The sequence below is a fragment of the Blautia sp. MSK17_66 genome (genome assembly GCF_020538025.1).
Classification (GTDB): Bacteria; Bacillota; Clostridia; order Lachnospirales; family Lachnospiraceae; genus Blautia_A.
This window is the reverse complement of the sequence record NZ_JAJBNQ010000034.1, coordinates 17,713-33,738: the sequence shown is the minus strand read 5'-3', so window position 1 is coordinate 33,738 and position 16,026 is coordinate 17,713. Positions and strand designations below refer to the sequence as shown.

The following is a 16,026-nucleotide window of genomic DNA, read 5'->3' as shown; positions in this document are numbered from 1 at the left end:
TCTTTTGACAAGGAATGTGAACTGACAAATGCTCATTTTCACAAAAATAAGAAACGTGAAGATATCAAAAGTCACCACTACATTATCAGCTACGATCCGGCCGATGTTACAGAAAATGGACTTACCGGTGAGAGAGCACAGACAATCAGTTTGGAACTTGCAAAGCAGATGTTTCCCGGATATCAGGCACTGGTAGTTACTCACACTTATGGCCACAATGAATCCGGAAATATCCATACTCACATCGTTATCAACAGTGTGCGAAAGACTGCAGTGGAAAGGCACTCTGTTGCATTTTGATATGGAACAGTGGGATGAAAAGATCACAGACTGCATCAATTATCTGATTCTTTTAAAAGCTCTGATAAAGGAGGAAGATCTTATGAAACTCTTTGCATCAACACTCGGTGTTCCGGTTGAACTCTTTACCGTACCGATACTCTCAGAACCCAGAGAGTATGAGGCAGCGGAGTATTGGAGGTATGAGTTAGGGGCGGAGTTGGATTGATTTTCCCCACTAGCTAAAAAACGTCTGCATAAAACAGATTTGTTTTATGCAGACATTTTCTCTAACTTCGATTTAGAAAATTTATACAGCAAGGCTTTTGGCTATTTCTATCATCTTATTAATATTATCACGAAATTCTATTTCATTTGTTTCAGGACCCCAACTAATTCTAATCGAATTTTCAATGTCTTCTGTCGGTATACCCATGGCTTCAAGCACATAACTTGGTGAATAGCTTTTTGATGTACATGCTGAGCCATTTGATACACTACAATATTGTTTGCTCGAAAGCATCAGTGCTTCTGAGATTACTCCTTTGAAGCAGATATTTACTGATGAATCTATGCAATACTGTTGTGCACCGTTATAATGATAATTCACATTAGATTTCTTCAAAAGTTCTTCTAAAATAACTTTGAGTGATTTACATTTTTGCGAATTTTCTCTGTATTCTTTTTCTGCTATTTCACATGCTTTTCCACATCCAGCTACTAAAGCTACTGGTATTGTACCTGGGCGTATTCCACCCTCTTGTTGCCCTCCATATATAATATTTTTTACAGGAGGTAATTTATATTTCTTTTTTTTCAGAATTAGAACGCCTACACCCTGTGGTCCTTTTAACTTATGTGCACTAAATGAAAGCATATTATACTTGAGATTTCTAATTTCATCTACTAATTTTCCACAACTTTGTGTTGCATCAACATGAAACAATATGTTGCGTTTTTCTAATTCTGTCCCGAGCCTATCTACTGGCTGAATAATCCCAGTTTCATTGTTTACATGCATAACAGAGACTAAAAGCGTATCATCCCTGACTTTATCTAGTATTTCTTGAACATTAATTTGTCCGGATAAATCTGGATTTACAATATCTACATCAAACCCCTTCTTTTTCATCATATTCACAGTTTCAAGTATAGATTTATGTTCAATAGCAGATGTAATAATATGCTTCTTATTTGTTTTTAATGCATATTCTTCTAATCCTTGTATTGTTATATTATTGCTTTCTGTAGAACCACTTGTAAAAAAGACTTCCGAAGAATTAATTTCAAGTAATGACGCCACTTGTTTACGAGCATTTTCAACAATTATTCTTGCCTGCTCACCATGATTATGGGTTCTGCTGTCTGCATTACCGTATGAATTCAAATATACATCTACCATAACAGCAAGAACTCGTTCGTCGATAGGCGATGAAGAATTATTATCAAGATATATTCCCATCATTTCTCCTTTATTGCCAGATTCATTAAATCGTCTAAATTTTTTATATAATTTGTTCCAGATAGATGTGCAATCCCTCTTTCTAAATGTAATTTAAAATACTTAGCAAGGGTTTCATCGTCTATAGGAAGGTTCATTTTGATACACCAAGCCTTCATAAGAGCATCATATAAATCGCTATACTCTCCGGCAAAGGTAAACCATGACATTTCAACATTGCTATCTGTGTTAACAGGAATATCTGTTGGCATAGAATATTCCCCCAATGAATAGCAAAAAGCCCACCTACAAAGAACATTCCAATTTTTAATCCCAGTTTTACCTTTTAATCTTCCCAACCTATCTTTTGACTGGCTGGATAATTTAATTTGCTTTACTATCATGTTATTTACCTTCAAATAAATATCCTTTTTTTATCGTTGTTTTCATTAGTTCGTCATCATAAACTAATGTAAATTCATCCCCTATATGCGGTTTCATTAATTTATAATATTTTTGATCAATTTCTGAGTCTGTTGATAAAATAATTGTTTGATCACTAGCATTCGGAAAATATGTTGATATTAGTTTCCTTTGCCTCTTCAATAATATTACAATCATTTCCATTTAACCCGAAAACATCTAGTAAGAAACCTGCAAGTCGGTCTGCGCTTTTATTGTTTACTTTTGTTTGGTATGGATAAAGTCCTAAGTTTTTTGCTACAAAATCATCCCCTTCAAAAAATAGAGAGTGTATCATTTCTTTAAATATCTCAATATCTTCATCTGCAATATCCATTTCAGCAATAATAGCATCGCATAATGATTTATATTCTACTGGCTCAGTTTCTAAATTTAATGATTTTCTAAAGAAATCACTTACAACTTCTTCTAAATCTGTAATAATTGGAGCTTGAGTCTTTCCACTAGCCTTATATGGAAATAATCTAAAATTGATATCTTGTGTATGTGTAAGACGCAAGGAATCAATTGCTTTATCATCTTTTACATTAAATGTTTTGCAAAATGTTGCATAATCAAATTGATATTCCATCATCTCACCACCTTAAATTTATATACTCCAAATTTTGTCTTCTCAATAATTGCTTTTCTGTTATCATCAGTCACCAAAAAAACTTCTTTGTCTGCTGAACCAGTTCTTAATATCTTGTAAATAAAACTTATAAAATCAGCATGATTATTTCTATCTTCAGCAGTTTGAATATATCCAGCGGCAAGTTTATATATTAATTCATATAAAGAATAATCGATATCTAAGGGTATGATTTCTCCAGTTTTTTCACTTTCATATTTCACCGTAATAAAAGGCAAGAAACGTTGAAGTTCCTCGTTTTTCTTTACGCTTGGTGAAACATCCAAATATGGTTCAAATTCAATATGCTCATATAATGCAATTCCCTCATGACAATCGTCAAAACAAACATTATCTTGATCTTCATTACCACACCATTGAATAACAGCCTCTTCAACAAGATCATATAACTCTCCATATTTTTTTGTAGTTCCCGTATTAAAATAATACAACATCTTTAAAAAAGAGACATATGCATTATCCTGCACTATATCACTTTTAATTGTCTTCAATCGTTCTAATATATTGAATAACTGTGCTTTCAAAACTTTATCACTGTTAATTTTTTCGATGGCAGATTGCTGACACAAAACTTTAGAATAAGCTTCCTTATCAAGTACAGACACCACTTCGTTCGATACATCCGACGAAACATAATACGAAATAGCATCTTCATCTGCTTGTTCAGAACGTACCAATAATGGATCATATTTTTGCAGCTGATTTAATAGCACAGATTTATCAATATATTCATACATTAATGAAGGTGTGATATCGCTAATATACTCTTTTAAAAATGATACTTCATTAGTCGAAGATTGAGCCATTTTCTTATAATTGAAATTTTGAGCAACAATAATATCATAAATATAATTTAAAATTTCACGAGTAGTAAGGATTTCCTTGTCCTTTATTGTCACCTCAACGAGAGCGTTAGCAACATAATTTCTGTTTTTCTCATTACCAAGAAATTCAAAATTATGTTTAACTGGACATTTTTGAGAAAGAGGACATTCTTTACAATCATTGCTATAAACATTGTAGAACGGATTCTCAAAATCCATGCAAAACACCTTTTCTAATATACGCTCCAAATATTCTGGTTTAACTCCATGGACTGTAAGATTATACATGTGATAGTCAGAAAAACTCACATGCTGAAATGCACTATTCTCTTCGTAACCTTTTTCATTTAATTGATTAGTTAAAAGATTACTATTAATGACGTATTTACGCAATTGTTTAAACGAATCTCCATATGAAGATTCAATAAAATTACTTAAAACCCCAAGATTAATAGCCAATATAAAATTCTCTCCTGGCTTTTCTAAATTTTCATCAGAAAATCCTTGCAATGCTTCGTTCAAAGTTTCAATAGCCGTTTTAGAGGGTGCACTACTTTCAGTTGCATCATTGTATACAACATAATTATCTAAAAGTCTTAAATCGTTTTTTAAATATGATAAGAGATGTGACTTTCCATCACCAGCACTTCCACAAAGCATTACAAGACTTTTCCTACCAGAATCTTCTATCTTGTGCAATATTTCAATCAAATCTTTTTCAGCACTTCTTGAAACATGCATATATTTTTTAAAGTCATCAAATGTGCCTATTCCATCAATAGAATCACTTGAGGACTTCCTTAATCTATTTAATTCATCTACAAGTTTACAGTTTCCCATTACACACCCCTCTGATTAGAAGACTCAATTGTAACTACATCATTTATATTACAATTTAACGCTTCACATATTTTCAATATTATTGCCAATGAAACTGGCTCATTCCTTTTCATTTTTGACATCGTGCTAGTACTGATCTTTGCTTCACGACATAACGTACCTTTTTTCATTTTTTTATCAATAAGTGTCTTCCAAAGATTGTTATAACATAATTCCATATTCTTACCTCGAATAAGCATCTACATAATTAATCAATTGTTTTTATTATATCTTTCACTAACTGATACATCAAGGATTCCTCTTTGAAAAATTCTGTTTTTGAGTTATTTTTACGTCATATAGATAGTTAATCGCATGAAAAAAGCATCAAACATATGTCTCTATTGTGTCAAAAGGCTATTCTCTCATTTAATTGCAATATCTTTTTCTTTCCCTTCATTAGCTCTCCCTTTATATTTAACTATAAAAAGACCCAGAAGAGTGTTTTACTCCTCTGAGCCTATACATCATACGACTTTCTTATGACACTTAAAAAACTATCGGTCTAGACCGTACTTTTTCTTTGCAGAATGGATTCTATGGATTCCTCTTACTGTTAATCAGATCCATCTTTTTCTTTGCTTCCAACCGCCTTTTCTTGTCATACGGAGGAATCAATTTAAATGTCAATCGCCTCTTCTTAATCATATACCTTTCACTGCCATCCTCAGAAGATCCTTTCAACCAGCAATCATCCGGATACTTGTCAGCAAAAGTCCGTAACCGTTTCTGCAGGCTTTGATTGAAGGTATACACATCATAGAATCCGTCATCTTCATTGGTTAGGATAATCGTTTCTTTTTCACACTTTAACCTTCGCATATTCTACCCCCGCTTTCTTTCCATTTCCTGATCTAGGTACTTTGGTATTGGCTTACCTGACCGGCGAGCAATAGCAATCTGTTTCTGATGCAGTCGTTTGATCACGGATCTTCGTTTCTTTGGTTTATTATCCTGTTGATTTCGGGGAGTCTGTTTGTTGCTGCGAGCATCAAAGGTCTTTTCCGGATTTTTCTTCTGATTATTCACCAGACCGTCCACCATATCATAATTGGCTTCGGTACCGGATTCTCGGCTCCGTTCATAAGTGCCGTTCTGGTAGAACTTCTGGTAATGTTCCAGACGCATTTTGCCATTGTGTTTTAGCTGTTCGACTGGATTTAGCGGTACCTGCTGTTGGATGTAATCATGGATCTTTTGTTTTGTCTTTTCGTCAAATTTCTCGCATTCTTCGACAACCATTTTTCCATAGGCATCCAGGATAACACCCTGCGCCAGATCTCGGTATACCTGATGCTCCATCAGATAAAACTGTTTTCCATTGATGATGATGGTGTCTGTCGCAATCCAGTTTCCTTTTTCCCATCAATCTGATAATTCTCAGTTTCCATAGTGAGCAGTGCTCCGGATGTGTTGATACGAATGAATCCGGCCAGATACTGTGGATAGTTTTCATCTACATAGTAGCAGCTGATTTCTCCATTCTTATTCAATACGAGCACGTCACTGACTTCGCATTGCTTTTTCATCCGTTTCCAGATGTCAGCGACTTTTTCATTTTCTTGCATTTCATGAATCGAGATTAATCGATAATTTTCGACAATAATCGACACGTTCTGCTGGATTGCCTCCTGATATGGCAGATGCCACAGTATTTTTCCTTCTGTCTGCTGATCTACTCGGTAGACTGCAAATTGATTAAACATAGGCATCGTCCTCCAGGTTATTCAGATAATAATTCAGATCCAGAGAATAGTAGTATTTGTCTTCTATCTACTGTAATTTTCCAACTGTAGAATTGATGATCTCAATCATTTCTTCATTCTCAGGATCACTTTCTTCCTGTTCCAGAACTTCCAAAGCTTCTTTCAGTGTTTGGATTGTTTCTTCCTTTGTGTGCTGCTGGAAGATAGCAGTAATAGTCAGTTCGTTTTCTTCCAGGTTTACATTTCTCATAGGCTCATTTCCCCCCTTTTCTTTTTCGGTATTGGTTTCATCTGTATATTCAGCTCCTTCTCGTTTTTTTCTTCGCTTATATTTTTTTCGTTATCCACTTTCTTATTGGATTTCAGAGGATTTTCCACATTTGGATGTCTTTCTTCCAAGTACTTTTCCACACGACTGATTGCATTTTGCACATAAGAATTTTCTCTAAATCCAGGAATCGAATTCAAAAATTCTTTCTGTATTTTTCCTTCAATCATCAGACTCTGCATTCCTTCATAATCACTTCCGTCTTTCAGATCAAAGCCAACACATTTCAGTCCATGCATACGTTCTGATGGGATTTTCTCATAAGCTTCCAAGGCTTCTGGTAATGTCAGGTCATAATGTACTTCACCCATTACAAGAAATTCAGCACATTCAGCCGCATAAAAGCTGATACATGTAAGATCATTTTCATAATCCACATTTTCTATTTCCAGGACAATATCGAGTATTTTTTCTCTTTGTGCTGCAAAGTCTGGAAGTTCTGCAAATCCAAATCGATCCACGTAATATGCCTGCATCTCCCCACCATGGTTTGTAATGATGACATCACTAACAGACATAGAATGTGCTTTATAATCTGCCGGTGGATTATCGTTGAATACGGCATACAAATCATCCAGCTTTTCATTTTCATGTAATCTGCCAGAATAGACACATTTATAATTTGCTGCATCGATTGTAATGCCATCTTCTTTGACCATTGCCATATTCATAAATAAATGTTGTTTTCCCGATGTGCCTTCATCCACATGGTAAATCGCATAGCGGTCACCATTACCTCTGAACATTTCTTCCTCTAGGGTATAATCAAACTTAAATGGATACAAAGCCCGATCAACTCTTTCCGAAATATCCGTTCCTTCTGCAATCGTATCTTCCAGCCAATCTTTGATATTTCCCCATGATTCAAACTGCAAATACCCAGCAATTTCATGTGGCCCATCCGGTGCCAGTATAATATGTCTCGGTTTACTTTCCTGATAATCATAACGGTATCCGGCTGCTGCTCCACCCTGCAATATAAGGAAAACTGTAATCCGATGTATCCAAACCAAAGGAAGAACACACACAGTAAGCAACGGATTCTGCTTCAACCTCTTTTGTCAGACGGTCTTTTTCTACACCCAAGCTTTCCATGATTTCCTTGTCATGCAGTTTAGCATGGGCTGTTTCATGAATAGCAGTCTTTAAGGTCTGACTTTCACTGAGCCCTTTTTTGATCACGATTTCCTTGTCTGTATTTTGATAATATCCATTGGCATTGCCATCGATCTCATCGAATCGTATCGGTACTGGGGATATTTTCTGAATGGCCTGCATGAAAGAATCAAAGTCCTGTACAGCTGCAGTCAATAATTCCGGTGCCAGTGTCTGTATCGGTTCTCCGGATGTCTGAGCAATATCAAAGACGGTAACTGCTTTAAAATGTGGAACAGTAACTTCCACCTGTTCAGTCTTAGGTTTTCCATCAGTTCCCATGATCGGTCGCTGATTTTCATCCAGAACCTCTTTTTCCTTCATTTTCTTATATGGTGTCGGTGCAATAATCGTAATTCCTTTTTCACCTTTCATGACCTGTCTACCCATGGACTGCCAGTTTTTGTAGCTGGTAACAAGTGGGGCATCCGGTCGTTGCATGGCGATCAGCATTGTATTATTAAAGGAATAATTGTGAAACTTTGCCATGGTTTTAAGAAATTCCTGATAGCGGTTACTTGTAAAAAGTTCTTCCACACCGGATTCCAGTGACTGCATAATGCTGTCGATATCTTTTCCCTGGACCAGCAGTGGAATTGTTGCTGTCTGCACTGTTGGAATATCTCTTACGTCACCCTTTTCTTTTGTATCTGTTACTTCTTCATAACGGACAAATTTCTTACGTCCTCCTTTGACAAGCTTTTCCAAATCCGGAACCTTGCTTCGGTTATTTCCCATAACGCTTCCCCCTTCTCTTCTTTAATTCTGATGCAGCATCAGGATTGTCTTCTAAAAAATCATCCAGAATATTCAGATCCACAATAGCTGTCTTTCGAATCGGATAATTGGCTTCTGCCTTTTTCGCCAGTCTGACAAAGGGCCAGTAGGACATCCTATAAATCTTTGCTCCTTGTGTGTAATTTACAAATCTGCGTTTCTTTCCTTCCAGATATTTTTCCAAGTCAGGTGTTTTTCGTTTTTTCATGGCTTCCTCCTTGTTTCCAGAAATTTATTTGGCAGGTGCGTGAAAGGATGCGTTTTCTGCATATCATCAAAATGAATAATTGCTATGCCTGACAACAAAAAAAGGACACCTTCCATTGGTATTTCTACCAAAAGAGAAGTGTCCCTTTATACACCTTATTTTTGAAAAATGCTCCTCAAAAATAATCAATATTTTACTTGTAAACAAATAAGTCAAACAGTTAAGAATCCATAGAGCTCCTTATTCTGTTTCCTTATAATCCATGCATCATTATTTCAATCTATACAGCTCCAGGCCGTTTCATGTAGCTCCATGTCAATCCATGGAACCACTTTTCCTGATTGGACGTCTATGACTACCAAACCGAACTCTTTTTTCTGGATTAGTACAGCTTAGCACCTGCCGGAATATGGTTATCAACCATCAGAAGATGCAGTTCTTCATCCTCTGAATCCTTCAGGTTATTCACTGCTGAAAGCAGCATACCGCAAGACTCGATTCCCATCATCTTTCTTGGCGGAAGGTTGGTGATTGCGATCAGTGTCTTACCAACTAATTCTTCCGGCTCATAGTAAGAGTGGATTCCGCTTAAGATCGTGCGGTCTGTACCTGTTCCGTCATCCAGTGTGAACTGAAGGAGCTTCTTGCTCTTCGGAACTGCTACACACTCTTTAACCTTTACGGCACGGAAATCAGATTTGCTGAATGTATCGAAATCAACCTCTTCTTCAAATAAAGGCTCAACCTTTACGTTGGAGAAGTCAATCTTCGCGTTGTCTTTGAAGAATCCGTTGTTGTCGTTTGCAGTTGCTTCTTCTACTGCTTCGGATTTTCCTGCTTTTTTGTCAGAGTCAAGACTCTTCATCGTCGGGAACAGCAGTACGTCTCTGATTGCCTGGCTGTCTGTAAGAAGCATAACCAGACGGTCAATTCCGTATCCGATACCACCTGTAGGCGGCATACCGATCTCCAGTGCGTTCAGGAAGTCCTCATCCGTATGGTTTGCTTCCTCGTCACCGGCGTCAGCAAGAGCATCCTGTGCTTTAAAACGCTCTCTCTGGTCGATCGGGTCATTCAGCTCGGAATATGCGTTACACATTTCCCATGTATTACAGAAAAGTTCGAAACGCTCTACCTTGCTCGGATCAGAAGGTTTCTTCTTGGTCAGCGGAGAAATCTCAATTGGGTGATCCATGATAAATGTAGGCTGGATCAGTTCTTTCTCACAGTACTCCTCAAAGAAGAGATTAATGATATCACCCTTCTTATGATGTGCCTCATATTCAATATGATGCTCGTCAGCAAGTTTCTTGGCTGCCTCATCATCTGCTACTTCATCAAAGTCAATTCCTGCATATTTCTTGATTGCTTCGTTCATTGTCAGACGTGCAAACGGCTTACCAAGATCGATTTCTACACCATTATAGGAAATCTTAGTGGAACCGCAGACTTTTTCTGCCAGATAACGGAACATGGACTCAGTAAGTTCCATCATTCCCTCATAATCGGTGTATGCCTGATAAAGCTCCATCAGAGTGAATTCCGGATTGTGACGTGTATCAACACCTTCATTACGGAATACACGGCCGATCTCATAAACTCTCTCAAGTCCACCGACGATCAGTCTCTTCAGATAAAGCTCCAGAGAGATACGAAGCTTAACGTCTTCGTTCAGGGCATTGTAATGTGTTTCAAACGGTCTTGCAGCTGCTCCACCTGCATTGGAAACAAGCATTGGAGTTTCGACTTCCATAAAGTCACGTCCTGCAAGGAAGTTACGGATCTCCTTGAGGATCTGGGAACGTTTGATAAATACGTTCTTGCTGTCCTGATTCATGATAAGGTCTACATATCTCTGACGATAACGTGTATCTGTATCTGTCAGTCCGTGAAATTTCTCCGGAAGGATCTGCAAACTCTTGGTCAGCATAGTCATTTTTTCAGCGTGGATAGAAATCTCGCCTGTTCTTGTTCTGAAAGCAAAACCTTCCAGGCCGAAGATATCACCGATATCGGATTTCTTGAAATCTGCATAAGATTCTTCTCCGATAGCATCTCTTGCCACATAGACCTGGATATTTCCCTGCAGGTCCTGAATATTACAGAAAGAAGCTTTTCCCATGACACGCTTAAACATCATACGGCCGGCGATCGCAACGTGGATCGGGCTCGCATCCATGATTTCTCTTCTCTCTTCATAGTCCTTTTTGAGGACTTCTCTTGCCTGTGCTTCATCAAGACCTTCTACATCTGGAGTCTTGCGGTCTTTTAAGATCTCTGCCTCATGTGCTTCATAGAGATTCTTCACCTCAAGTGAATGATGTGTCTGGTCAAATTTTGTGATCTGAAACGGGTCCTTTCCGTTTGCCTGTAAATCTGCAAGCTTCTCACGACGAACCTTCAGCAGCTGGTTTGTATCCTGCTTCTTCTGCTCTGCCACTTCTTTGGCCTCCTTCTGTTCTTAGACTGATTTATTAGATGTTTCTCTGGATTTCCAGAACTTTGTATTTCATAATTCCCATCGGCATCTCTACTTCAACAACATCGCCTGTATGAGCACCGATCAGAGCTTTTCCTACAGGGGATTCGTTGGAGATTTTGCCCTCCAGGCTGTTAGCCTCTGTAGAACCAACGAGCTTTAATTCCATTTCTTCTTCGAATTCATAATCGTATACTTTAACCTTGCATCCAACGCTGATCTTGTCAAGATCTACTTCGTCTTCTACAACAACTTCTGCATTCTTAAGGATCTTCTCGATCTCTTCGATTCTTGCTTCGATATCTCTCTGCTCATCCTTTGCAGCATCATACTCAGCATTCTCAGAAAGGTCTCCCTGCTCTCTTGCTTCTTTGATTTTCTCTGCTACTTCTTTTCTCTTTACAACCTTTAAATCGTGCAGTTCATCTTCCAGTTTCTTAAGACCTGCATATGTTAATAAATTCTTTTTTTCTTCCATAATCCTACACCCTTTCAAAATAAACGGATATTCATTGGATATACACTCCCAGAACAATCATACCTCAAAAAGGGCAGACTTATTCTAGGATATTCACAATTCCAGTATTATACCGAAATCTATATACCTTGTCAAGCGTAAAACACCCCATTTTACAACGATTTCCGCCGTTTTTTCTCGTTATTGACAGCTTATTCCAAAGCTCTGTTTTTCCCTTTCTTACCTGTTTGCAAGATCAAAATCCAACAGCTTCTCCAACTCCTCATAACTGCTTACCAGATTGGAATCTCTTCTCAATCCGGCACTGTGCTTCATTCCGGACGTATACCATGCAATATGCTTACGCATTTCTCGAATTCCTGTAAATTCACCCTTCAGTTCAATCTGCATTCTCGCATGGCGAAGAATCATCTCTCGTGTTTCTTCCCAGGATGGTTTCGAAAGTACTTCCCCTGTAGTAAAATAATGATTCAATTCACGGAAGATCCAGGGATTTCCTCGAACTGCCCGGCCGATCATAATACCGTCGCATCCGGTTGCTTTTACCAGTGCCTCTGCTTTCTTTGCTGAATCCACATCGCCGTTTCCAATCACAGGAATGGAAACTGCCTCTTTGATCCTGCGGATTGTATCCCAGTCTGCCTCTCCGGAATAATACTGCTGTCTTGTTCTTCCATGAACCGCAACTGCTGCAGCACCGGAATCTTCGATGATCTTTGCGATCTCCACCGGATCCACCGGATAGCCTTCAAATCCAATACGGATTTTTGCCGTCACCGGCTTCTTTATTGCATGAGAGACCTTCGTCACAATCTCCCGGATCAGTTCGGGATTCTTAAGAAGTGCAGAGCCTTCCCCATTGTTGACCACCTTCGGCACCGGACATCCCATATTGATATCCAGAATATCAAAAGGCTGCTCCTCTATGCTCTTGGCAACCTCTGCCATCAGATCCGGTTCACTTCCAAAAATCTGCATGGAAACCGGATGCTCCGCCGGATCGATCTGCATAAGAGAAATTGTATTTTTGTTATGAAAAGAAATTGCCTTGGCACTGACCATCTCTGTACACAGAAGTCCTGCTCCCTGTTCTTTACATAACAAACGGAATGGCAGGTCTGTCACGCCTGCCATTGGTGCCAGAATAAATGGATTTTCCATCTCAACCTGGCCGATTTTCCACCGCATATTCATAATTTACTCCTCGTTATCCACATGTTCCACAGAATCTTCCATATCTTCTCCAAGGAAAAATACACGGTAGTACATTTCCAGGGATTCCAGAAGTTCTCTTTTTTCTGCCTGGATCTGTTTGATTTTCAGAACGCTTCCAATCTCATCATATCTGAAATCAGAATCCGTTGCTTCTGTCTTAAACTGCAGATTTCCGGTCTCATCAAATTCCAGTGTCAGGATTCCTCCCACATCTTCCGTATACAGTACGCACATAACCTGCAGTTCCTGTTTGATCGTCTCCGGAAGAGAAGCAAAATCCTGGTTAAAATAATATTTCTGCTCATAGGCACTTGCGCCGCAGAGTACAACATTTTCCTGATACATAAAAACTCCTTCATCTAGTTTTAATCACACGTAACTGTACAGACCTCTCACAGATACCTCACCGGAACATACCTTTCGAATCTCACCATCTGCAACCTTCACCAGAAGCTCTCCCTCACGGTCAATTCCGATTGCAATCCCCTCATATGGATTTATCTTATCCAGTATCCGCACCGGCTGATTTCTGTTTGCAAGCATTACATTATAATCATCGATCAAAGGTGACAGATCACAGGTTTCTGTAAACTTCTCATAGTTTCTCTCAAACTTTTCCATGATCAGACTGATCAGACGGTTTCTGTCATATTTTTTTCCTGTTTCCAGATAAAGCGAAGTTGCTTTGTCCTTAAGTTCATCCGGAAATTCTTCCAGATTTACATTGATTCCATCACCGATGACTACCTCTCGGATTCTTCCTTTTTCGAGACCCATTTCTGTTAAAATCCCACAGATTTTTTTGCGGGAGACTACAACATCATTCGGCCATTTGATGGAAACCTCTATATCCAGTTCTCTTACTGCCTGTGCCACACTCAGTCCCATAACAAGTGTCAGCATGGATGCATACTGTGGCTCAAAATCAGGACGCAGAAGAACAGACATCATAATGGAACTTCCCTCCGGAGCCGTCCAGCGGCGTCCAAGACGTCCCTTGCCTGCAGACTGAAATTCGGTGACTGCCAGGGTGCCATGTTCTGCTCCTTCTTTTGAAAGACGCTTGCACCATTCATTTGTGGAGTCCGTTTCTTTTGCAAAATGGACGGTTTTGCCCGCCCATTTTGTGTGTATTTCCTTTAAAATTGTTTCTTTTGAATATACAGTATCTATCATTTGTTCTCCGGTTCTCCAAGAGTAGCTACCATAACTGCTTTGATCGTATGCATACGGTTTTCAGCTTCGTCGAACACATGAGACTGCTCAGACTCAAAAACTTCATCTGTAACTTCCATATCTGTCAGATTGAATCTTTCGCCCATTTCCTTGCCGATCTTTGTCTTAAGATCATGGAATGCAGGCAGGCAATGAAGGAAGATTGCTTTTTCTCCGGCATTTTTCATAACTGCCTTCGTTACTTTATATGGTGTCAGTTCTCTGATACGTTCTTCCCAGACTTCATCCGGCTCACCCATGGATACCCATACGTCTGTATAAATAACATCTGCATCTTTGGTTCCTGCCTCAACATCCTCTGTAAGAGTAATACTTCCGCCGGAAGCCTCTGCATATGTTCTGCACAGATCTACAAGTTCCTGATTCGGGAAGTATTTCTTTGTTGTGCAGGCAACAAAGTGCATTCCCAGTTTGGAGCATGCGATCATCAGGGAATTACCCATATTGTAGCGGGCATCTCCCATGTATACCAGACGACGTCCCTTAAGATCTCCAAAATGCTCACGGATGGTCAGCATATCGGCCAGCATCTGTGTCGGATGATATTCATTTGTCAGACCATTCCATACCGGAACTCCTGCATATTTTGCAAGGTCTTCTACGATTTCCTGTCCAAATCCTCTGTATTCGATTCCCTCATACATTCTTCCGAGAACTCTTGCTGTGTCTGCAATGCTCTCCTTCTTACCGATCTGAGAACCAGTCGGATCCAGATAGGTACTGCCCATTCCAAGATCGTGAGCAGCTACTTCAAATGCACAGCGTGTTCTTGTACTTGTCTTTTCGAAGATCAGGGCAATATTTTTGCCTTTGTAATACTCATGAAGCTCTCCGGCTTTTTTCTTTGCTTTTAATTCAGCAGCCAGATCGATGAGATATGTGATCTCTTCCGGTGTAAAATCTTTGAGTGTCAGAAAATTACGTCCTTTTAAATTCATAATAATTTCTCCTCTTCTTGTTATCATTCTTCTTTAGATTTTGGTTCCTCTGTAATGATCTCTTTAAGGGAAGATGCAAGTCCTGCCATACCCTGAATTTCAGACGGAATAATGATCTTGGTTGCTTTACCATCTGCTGCCTTCATAAAGGCCTCCAGACTCTTCAGAGTAAGGACTGCCTGATCTGCACCTGCTTCACGGATCATACGGATTCCCTCGGCATTTGCTTTCTGAACCTTAAGAACTGCTTCTGCCTGACCTTCTGCTTCCTTGATCATCTTCTCTTTTTCTGCTTCTGCACGAAGGATCGCAGCCTGTTTCTCTGCCTCTGCATCCAGAATTGCAGATTCCTTATGTCCCTCAGCAACAAGGATCGTGGATTTCTTCTCTCCTTCTGCACGAAGGATTGCTTCTCGTCTCTCACGTTCCGCTTTCATCTGCTTCTCCATAGCTTCCTGGATTGCTGCCGGTGGAATGATATTCTTAAGTTCTACACGATTTACCTTAATTCCCCATGGATCTGTTGCCACATCCAGCGAAGCTCGCATTTTGGTATTGATGGTCTCACGAGAAGTCAGTGTCTCATCAAGTTCCATATCACCGATGATATTTCGCAGCGTTGTTGCAGAAAGGTTCTCGATCGCCATGATCGGATTCTCCACACCATAAGCAAATAATTTCGGATCTGTGATCTGGAAAAACACTACGGTATCAATCTGCATAGTTACATTATCCTTGGTGATAACCGGCTGTGGTGGAAAATCCACTACCTGTTCTTTCAGATTGACTCTTCTTGCAACACGGTCAATAAACGGTGTCTTAAAGTGAATTCCTGTATTCCAGGTTTCCTTATAAGCGCCCAGTCGTTCTACTACTATCGCATATGCCTGCGGCACAATACGGATACAGGATGCCAGTACCCAAAGGACGATTGCGATAATAACAACCAAAAAAACAAATCCACCCATA

At 39.2% G+C, this 16,026-nt stretch carries 20 protein-coding genes and 1 pseudogene; 2 read left to right on the top strand and 19 right to left on the bottom strand.

Annotation, left to right across the window (positions count from 1 at the left end; genetic code table 11):
* Positions 1–282: pseudogene (locus tag LIR34_RS15875) on the top strand (relaxase/mobilization nuclease domain-containing protein); the annotation flags it as partial.
* A gap of 19 nt (positions 283–301) precedes the next feature.
* Positions 302–508, top strand: a complete 207-nt coding sequence (locus LIR34_RS15870) for a hypothetical protein (RefSeq protein ID WP_173903188.1) — start codon at positions 302–304, stop codon at positions 506–508.
* An 81-nt stretch (positions 509–589) separates the two neighbouring features.
* On the opposite strand, the gene LIR34_RS15865 is transcribed toward LIR34_RS15870, so the two are convergent.
* The 19 genes from LIR34_RS15865 to LIR34_RS15775 all read right to left on the bottom strand — a co-directional run bounded on the left by LIR34_RS15865 (position 590) and on the right by LIR34_RS15775 (position 16,025).
* Positions 590–1,744, bottom strand: coding sequence for a cysteine desulfurase family protein (locus LIR34_RS15865; protein ID WP_244092346.1), 1,155 nt, complete (start codon positions 1,742–1,744; stop codon positions 590–592).
* Positions 1,741–2,124: a DNA sulfur modification protein DndE gene (gene dndE, locus LIR34_RS15860; RefSeq protein ID WP_173903189.1), complete on the bottom strand. Its 384-nt coding sequence runs from the start codon at positions 2,122–2,124 to the stop codon at positions 1,741–1,743. Before dndE ends, LIR34_RS15865 begins: the two co-directional genes overlap by 4 nt.
* Positions 2,125–2,279: 155 nt before the next feature.
* Positions 2,280–2,777 (bottom strand): hypothetical protein, encoded by a 498-nt coding sequence (locus LIR34_RS15855; RefSeq protein WP_173903190.1) that lies wholly within the window; start codon positions 2,775–2,777, stop codon positions 2,280–2,282.
* Positions 2,774–4,498, bottom strand: a complete 1,725-nt coding sequence (dptF, locus tag LIR34_RS15850) for a DNA phosphorothioation-dependent restriction protein DptF (protein ID WP_173903191.1) — start codon at positions 4,496–4,498, stop codon at positions 2,774–2,776. Before dptF ends, LIR34_RS15855 begins: the two co-directional genes overlap by 4 nt.
* Positions 4,498–4,716 carry a helix-turn-helix domain-containing protein gene (locus LIR34_RS15845; RefSeq protein WP_173903192.1) on the bottom strand — a complete coding sequence of 73 codons (219 nt, stop codon included), beginning with the start codon at positions 4,714–4,716 and terminating at the stop codon, positions 4,498–4,500. Before LIR34_RS15845 ends, dptF begins: the two co-directional genes overlap by 1 nt.
* Before the next feature lie 358 nt (positions 4,717–5,074).
* Positions 5,075–5,359 carry a molecular chaperone gene (locus tag LIR34_RS15840; protein WP_173903193.1) on the bottom strand — a complete coding sequence of 95 codons (285 nt, stop codon included), beginning with the start codon at positions 5,357–5,359 and terminating at the stop codon, positions 5,075–5,077.
* A gap of 3 nt (positions 5,360–5,362) precedes the next feature.
* The gene (locus LIR34_RS15835; protein ID WP_244092347.1) at positions 5,363–5,839 is read right to left on the bottom strand and encodes a DUF4316 domain-containing protein; all 477 of its coding nucleotides are present in this window, start codon (positions 5,837–5,839) and stop codon (positions 5,363–5,365) included.
* Complete coding sequence (locus tag LIR34_RS15830) at positions 5,839–6,243, bottom strand: YodL domain-containing protein (protein ID WP_244092348.1); 405 nt, start codon at positions 6,241–6,243, stop codon at positions 5,839–5,841. The genes LIR34_RS15835 and LIR34_RS15830 overlap by 1 nt, the downstream gene beginning before the upstream one ends.
* A gap of 67 nt (positions 6,244–6,310) precedes the next feature.
* Entirely contained in the window at positions 6,311–6,493 is a 183-nt protein-coding gene (locus LIR34_RS15825) for a hypothetical protein (RefSeq protein ID WP_244092349.1), read from the bottom strand.
* Positions 6,490–7,584 (bottom strand): YodL domain-containing protein, encoded by a 1,095-nt coding sequence (locus LIR34_RS15820; protein WP_244092350.1) that lies wholly within the window; start codon positions 7,582–7,584, stop codon positions 6,490–6,492. The genes LIR34_RS15825 and LIR34_RS15820 overlap by 4 nt, the downstream gene beginning before the upstream one ends.
* Positions 7,514–8,464 carry an ArdC-like ssDNA-binding domain-containing protein gene (locus LIR34_RS15815; RefSeq protein WP_244092351.1) on the bottom strand — a complete coding sequence of 317 codons (951 nt, stop codon included), beginning with the start codon at positions 8,462–8,464 and terminating at the stop codon, positions 7,514–7,516. Before LIR34_RS15815 ends, LIR34_RS15820 begins: the two co-directional genes overlap by 71 nt.
* Positions 8,454–8,711 (bottom strand): DUF6462 family protein, encoded by a 258-nt coding sequence (locus LIR34_RS15810; protein ID WP_173903194.1) that lies wholly within the window; start codon positions 8,709–8,711, stop codon positions 8,454–8,456. Before LIR34_RS15810 ends, LIR34_RS15815 begins: the two co-directional genes overlap by 11 nt.
* A 382-nt stretch (positions 8,712–9,093) precedes the next feature.
* Positions 9,094–11,151 carry a lysine--tRNA ligase gene (lysS, locus tag LIR34_RS15805; RefSeq protein ID WP_173903195.1) on the bottom strand — a complete coding sequence of 686 codons (2,058 nt, stop codon included), beginning with the start codon at positions 11,149–11,151 and terminating at the stop codon, positions 9,094–9,096.
* 34 nt (positions 11,152–11,185) lie between these two features.
* The gene (greA, locus tag LIR34_RS15800; protein WP_161284818.1) at positions 11,186–11,668 is read right to left on the bottom strand and encodes a transcription elongation factor GreA; all 483 of its coding nucleotides are present in this window, start codon (positions 11,666–11,668) and stop codon (positions 11,186–11,188) included.
* Positions 11,669–11,887: 219 nt separating this feature from the next.
* Positions 11,888–12,856, bottom strand: coding sequence for a tRNA dihydrouridine synthase DusB (gene dusB, locus LIR34_RS15795; protein WP_161284819.1), 969 nt, complete (start codon positions 12,854–12,856; stop codon positions 11,888–11,890).
* Positions 12,857–12,865: 9 nt separating this feature from the next.
* Positions 12,866–13,228 carry a DUF6145 family protein gene (locus tag LIR34_RS15790; RefSeq protein ID WP_161284820.1) on the bottom strand — a complete coding sequence of 121 codons (363 nt, stop codon included), beginning with the start codon at positions 13,226–13,228 and terminating at the stop codon, positions 12,866–12,868.
* Positions 13,229–13,252: 24 nt separating this feature from the next.
* On the bottom strand, positions 13,253–14,059 hold the full coding sequence (locus tag LIR34_RS15785) for a biotin--[acetyl-CoA-carboxylase] ligase (RefSeq protein WP_161284821.1): 807 nt from the start codon (positions 14,057–14,059) through the stop codon (positions 13,253–13,255).
* Positions 14,056–15,057, bottom strand: a complete 1,002-nt coding sequence (gene argF, locus LIR34_RS15780) for an ornithine carbamoyltransferase (protein ID WP_161284822.1) — start codon at positions 15,055–15,057, stop codon at positions 14,056–14,058. The genes LIR34_RS15785 and argF overlap by 4 nt, the downstream gene beginning before the upstream one ends.
* A gap of 23 nt (positions 15,058–15,080) precedes the next feature.
* Complete coding sequence (locus tag LIR34_RS15775) at positions 15,081–16,025, bottom strand: SPFH domain-containing protein (RefSeq protein WP_173903197.1); 945 nt, start codon at positions 16,023–16,025, stop codon at positions 15,081–15,083.
* Between the last annotated feature and the right edge of the window lies 1 nt (position 16,026).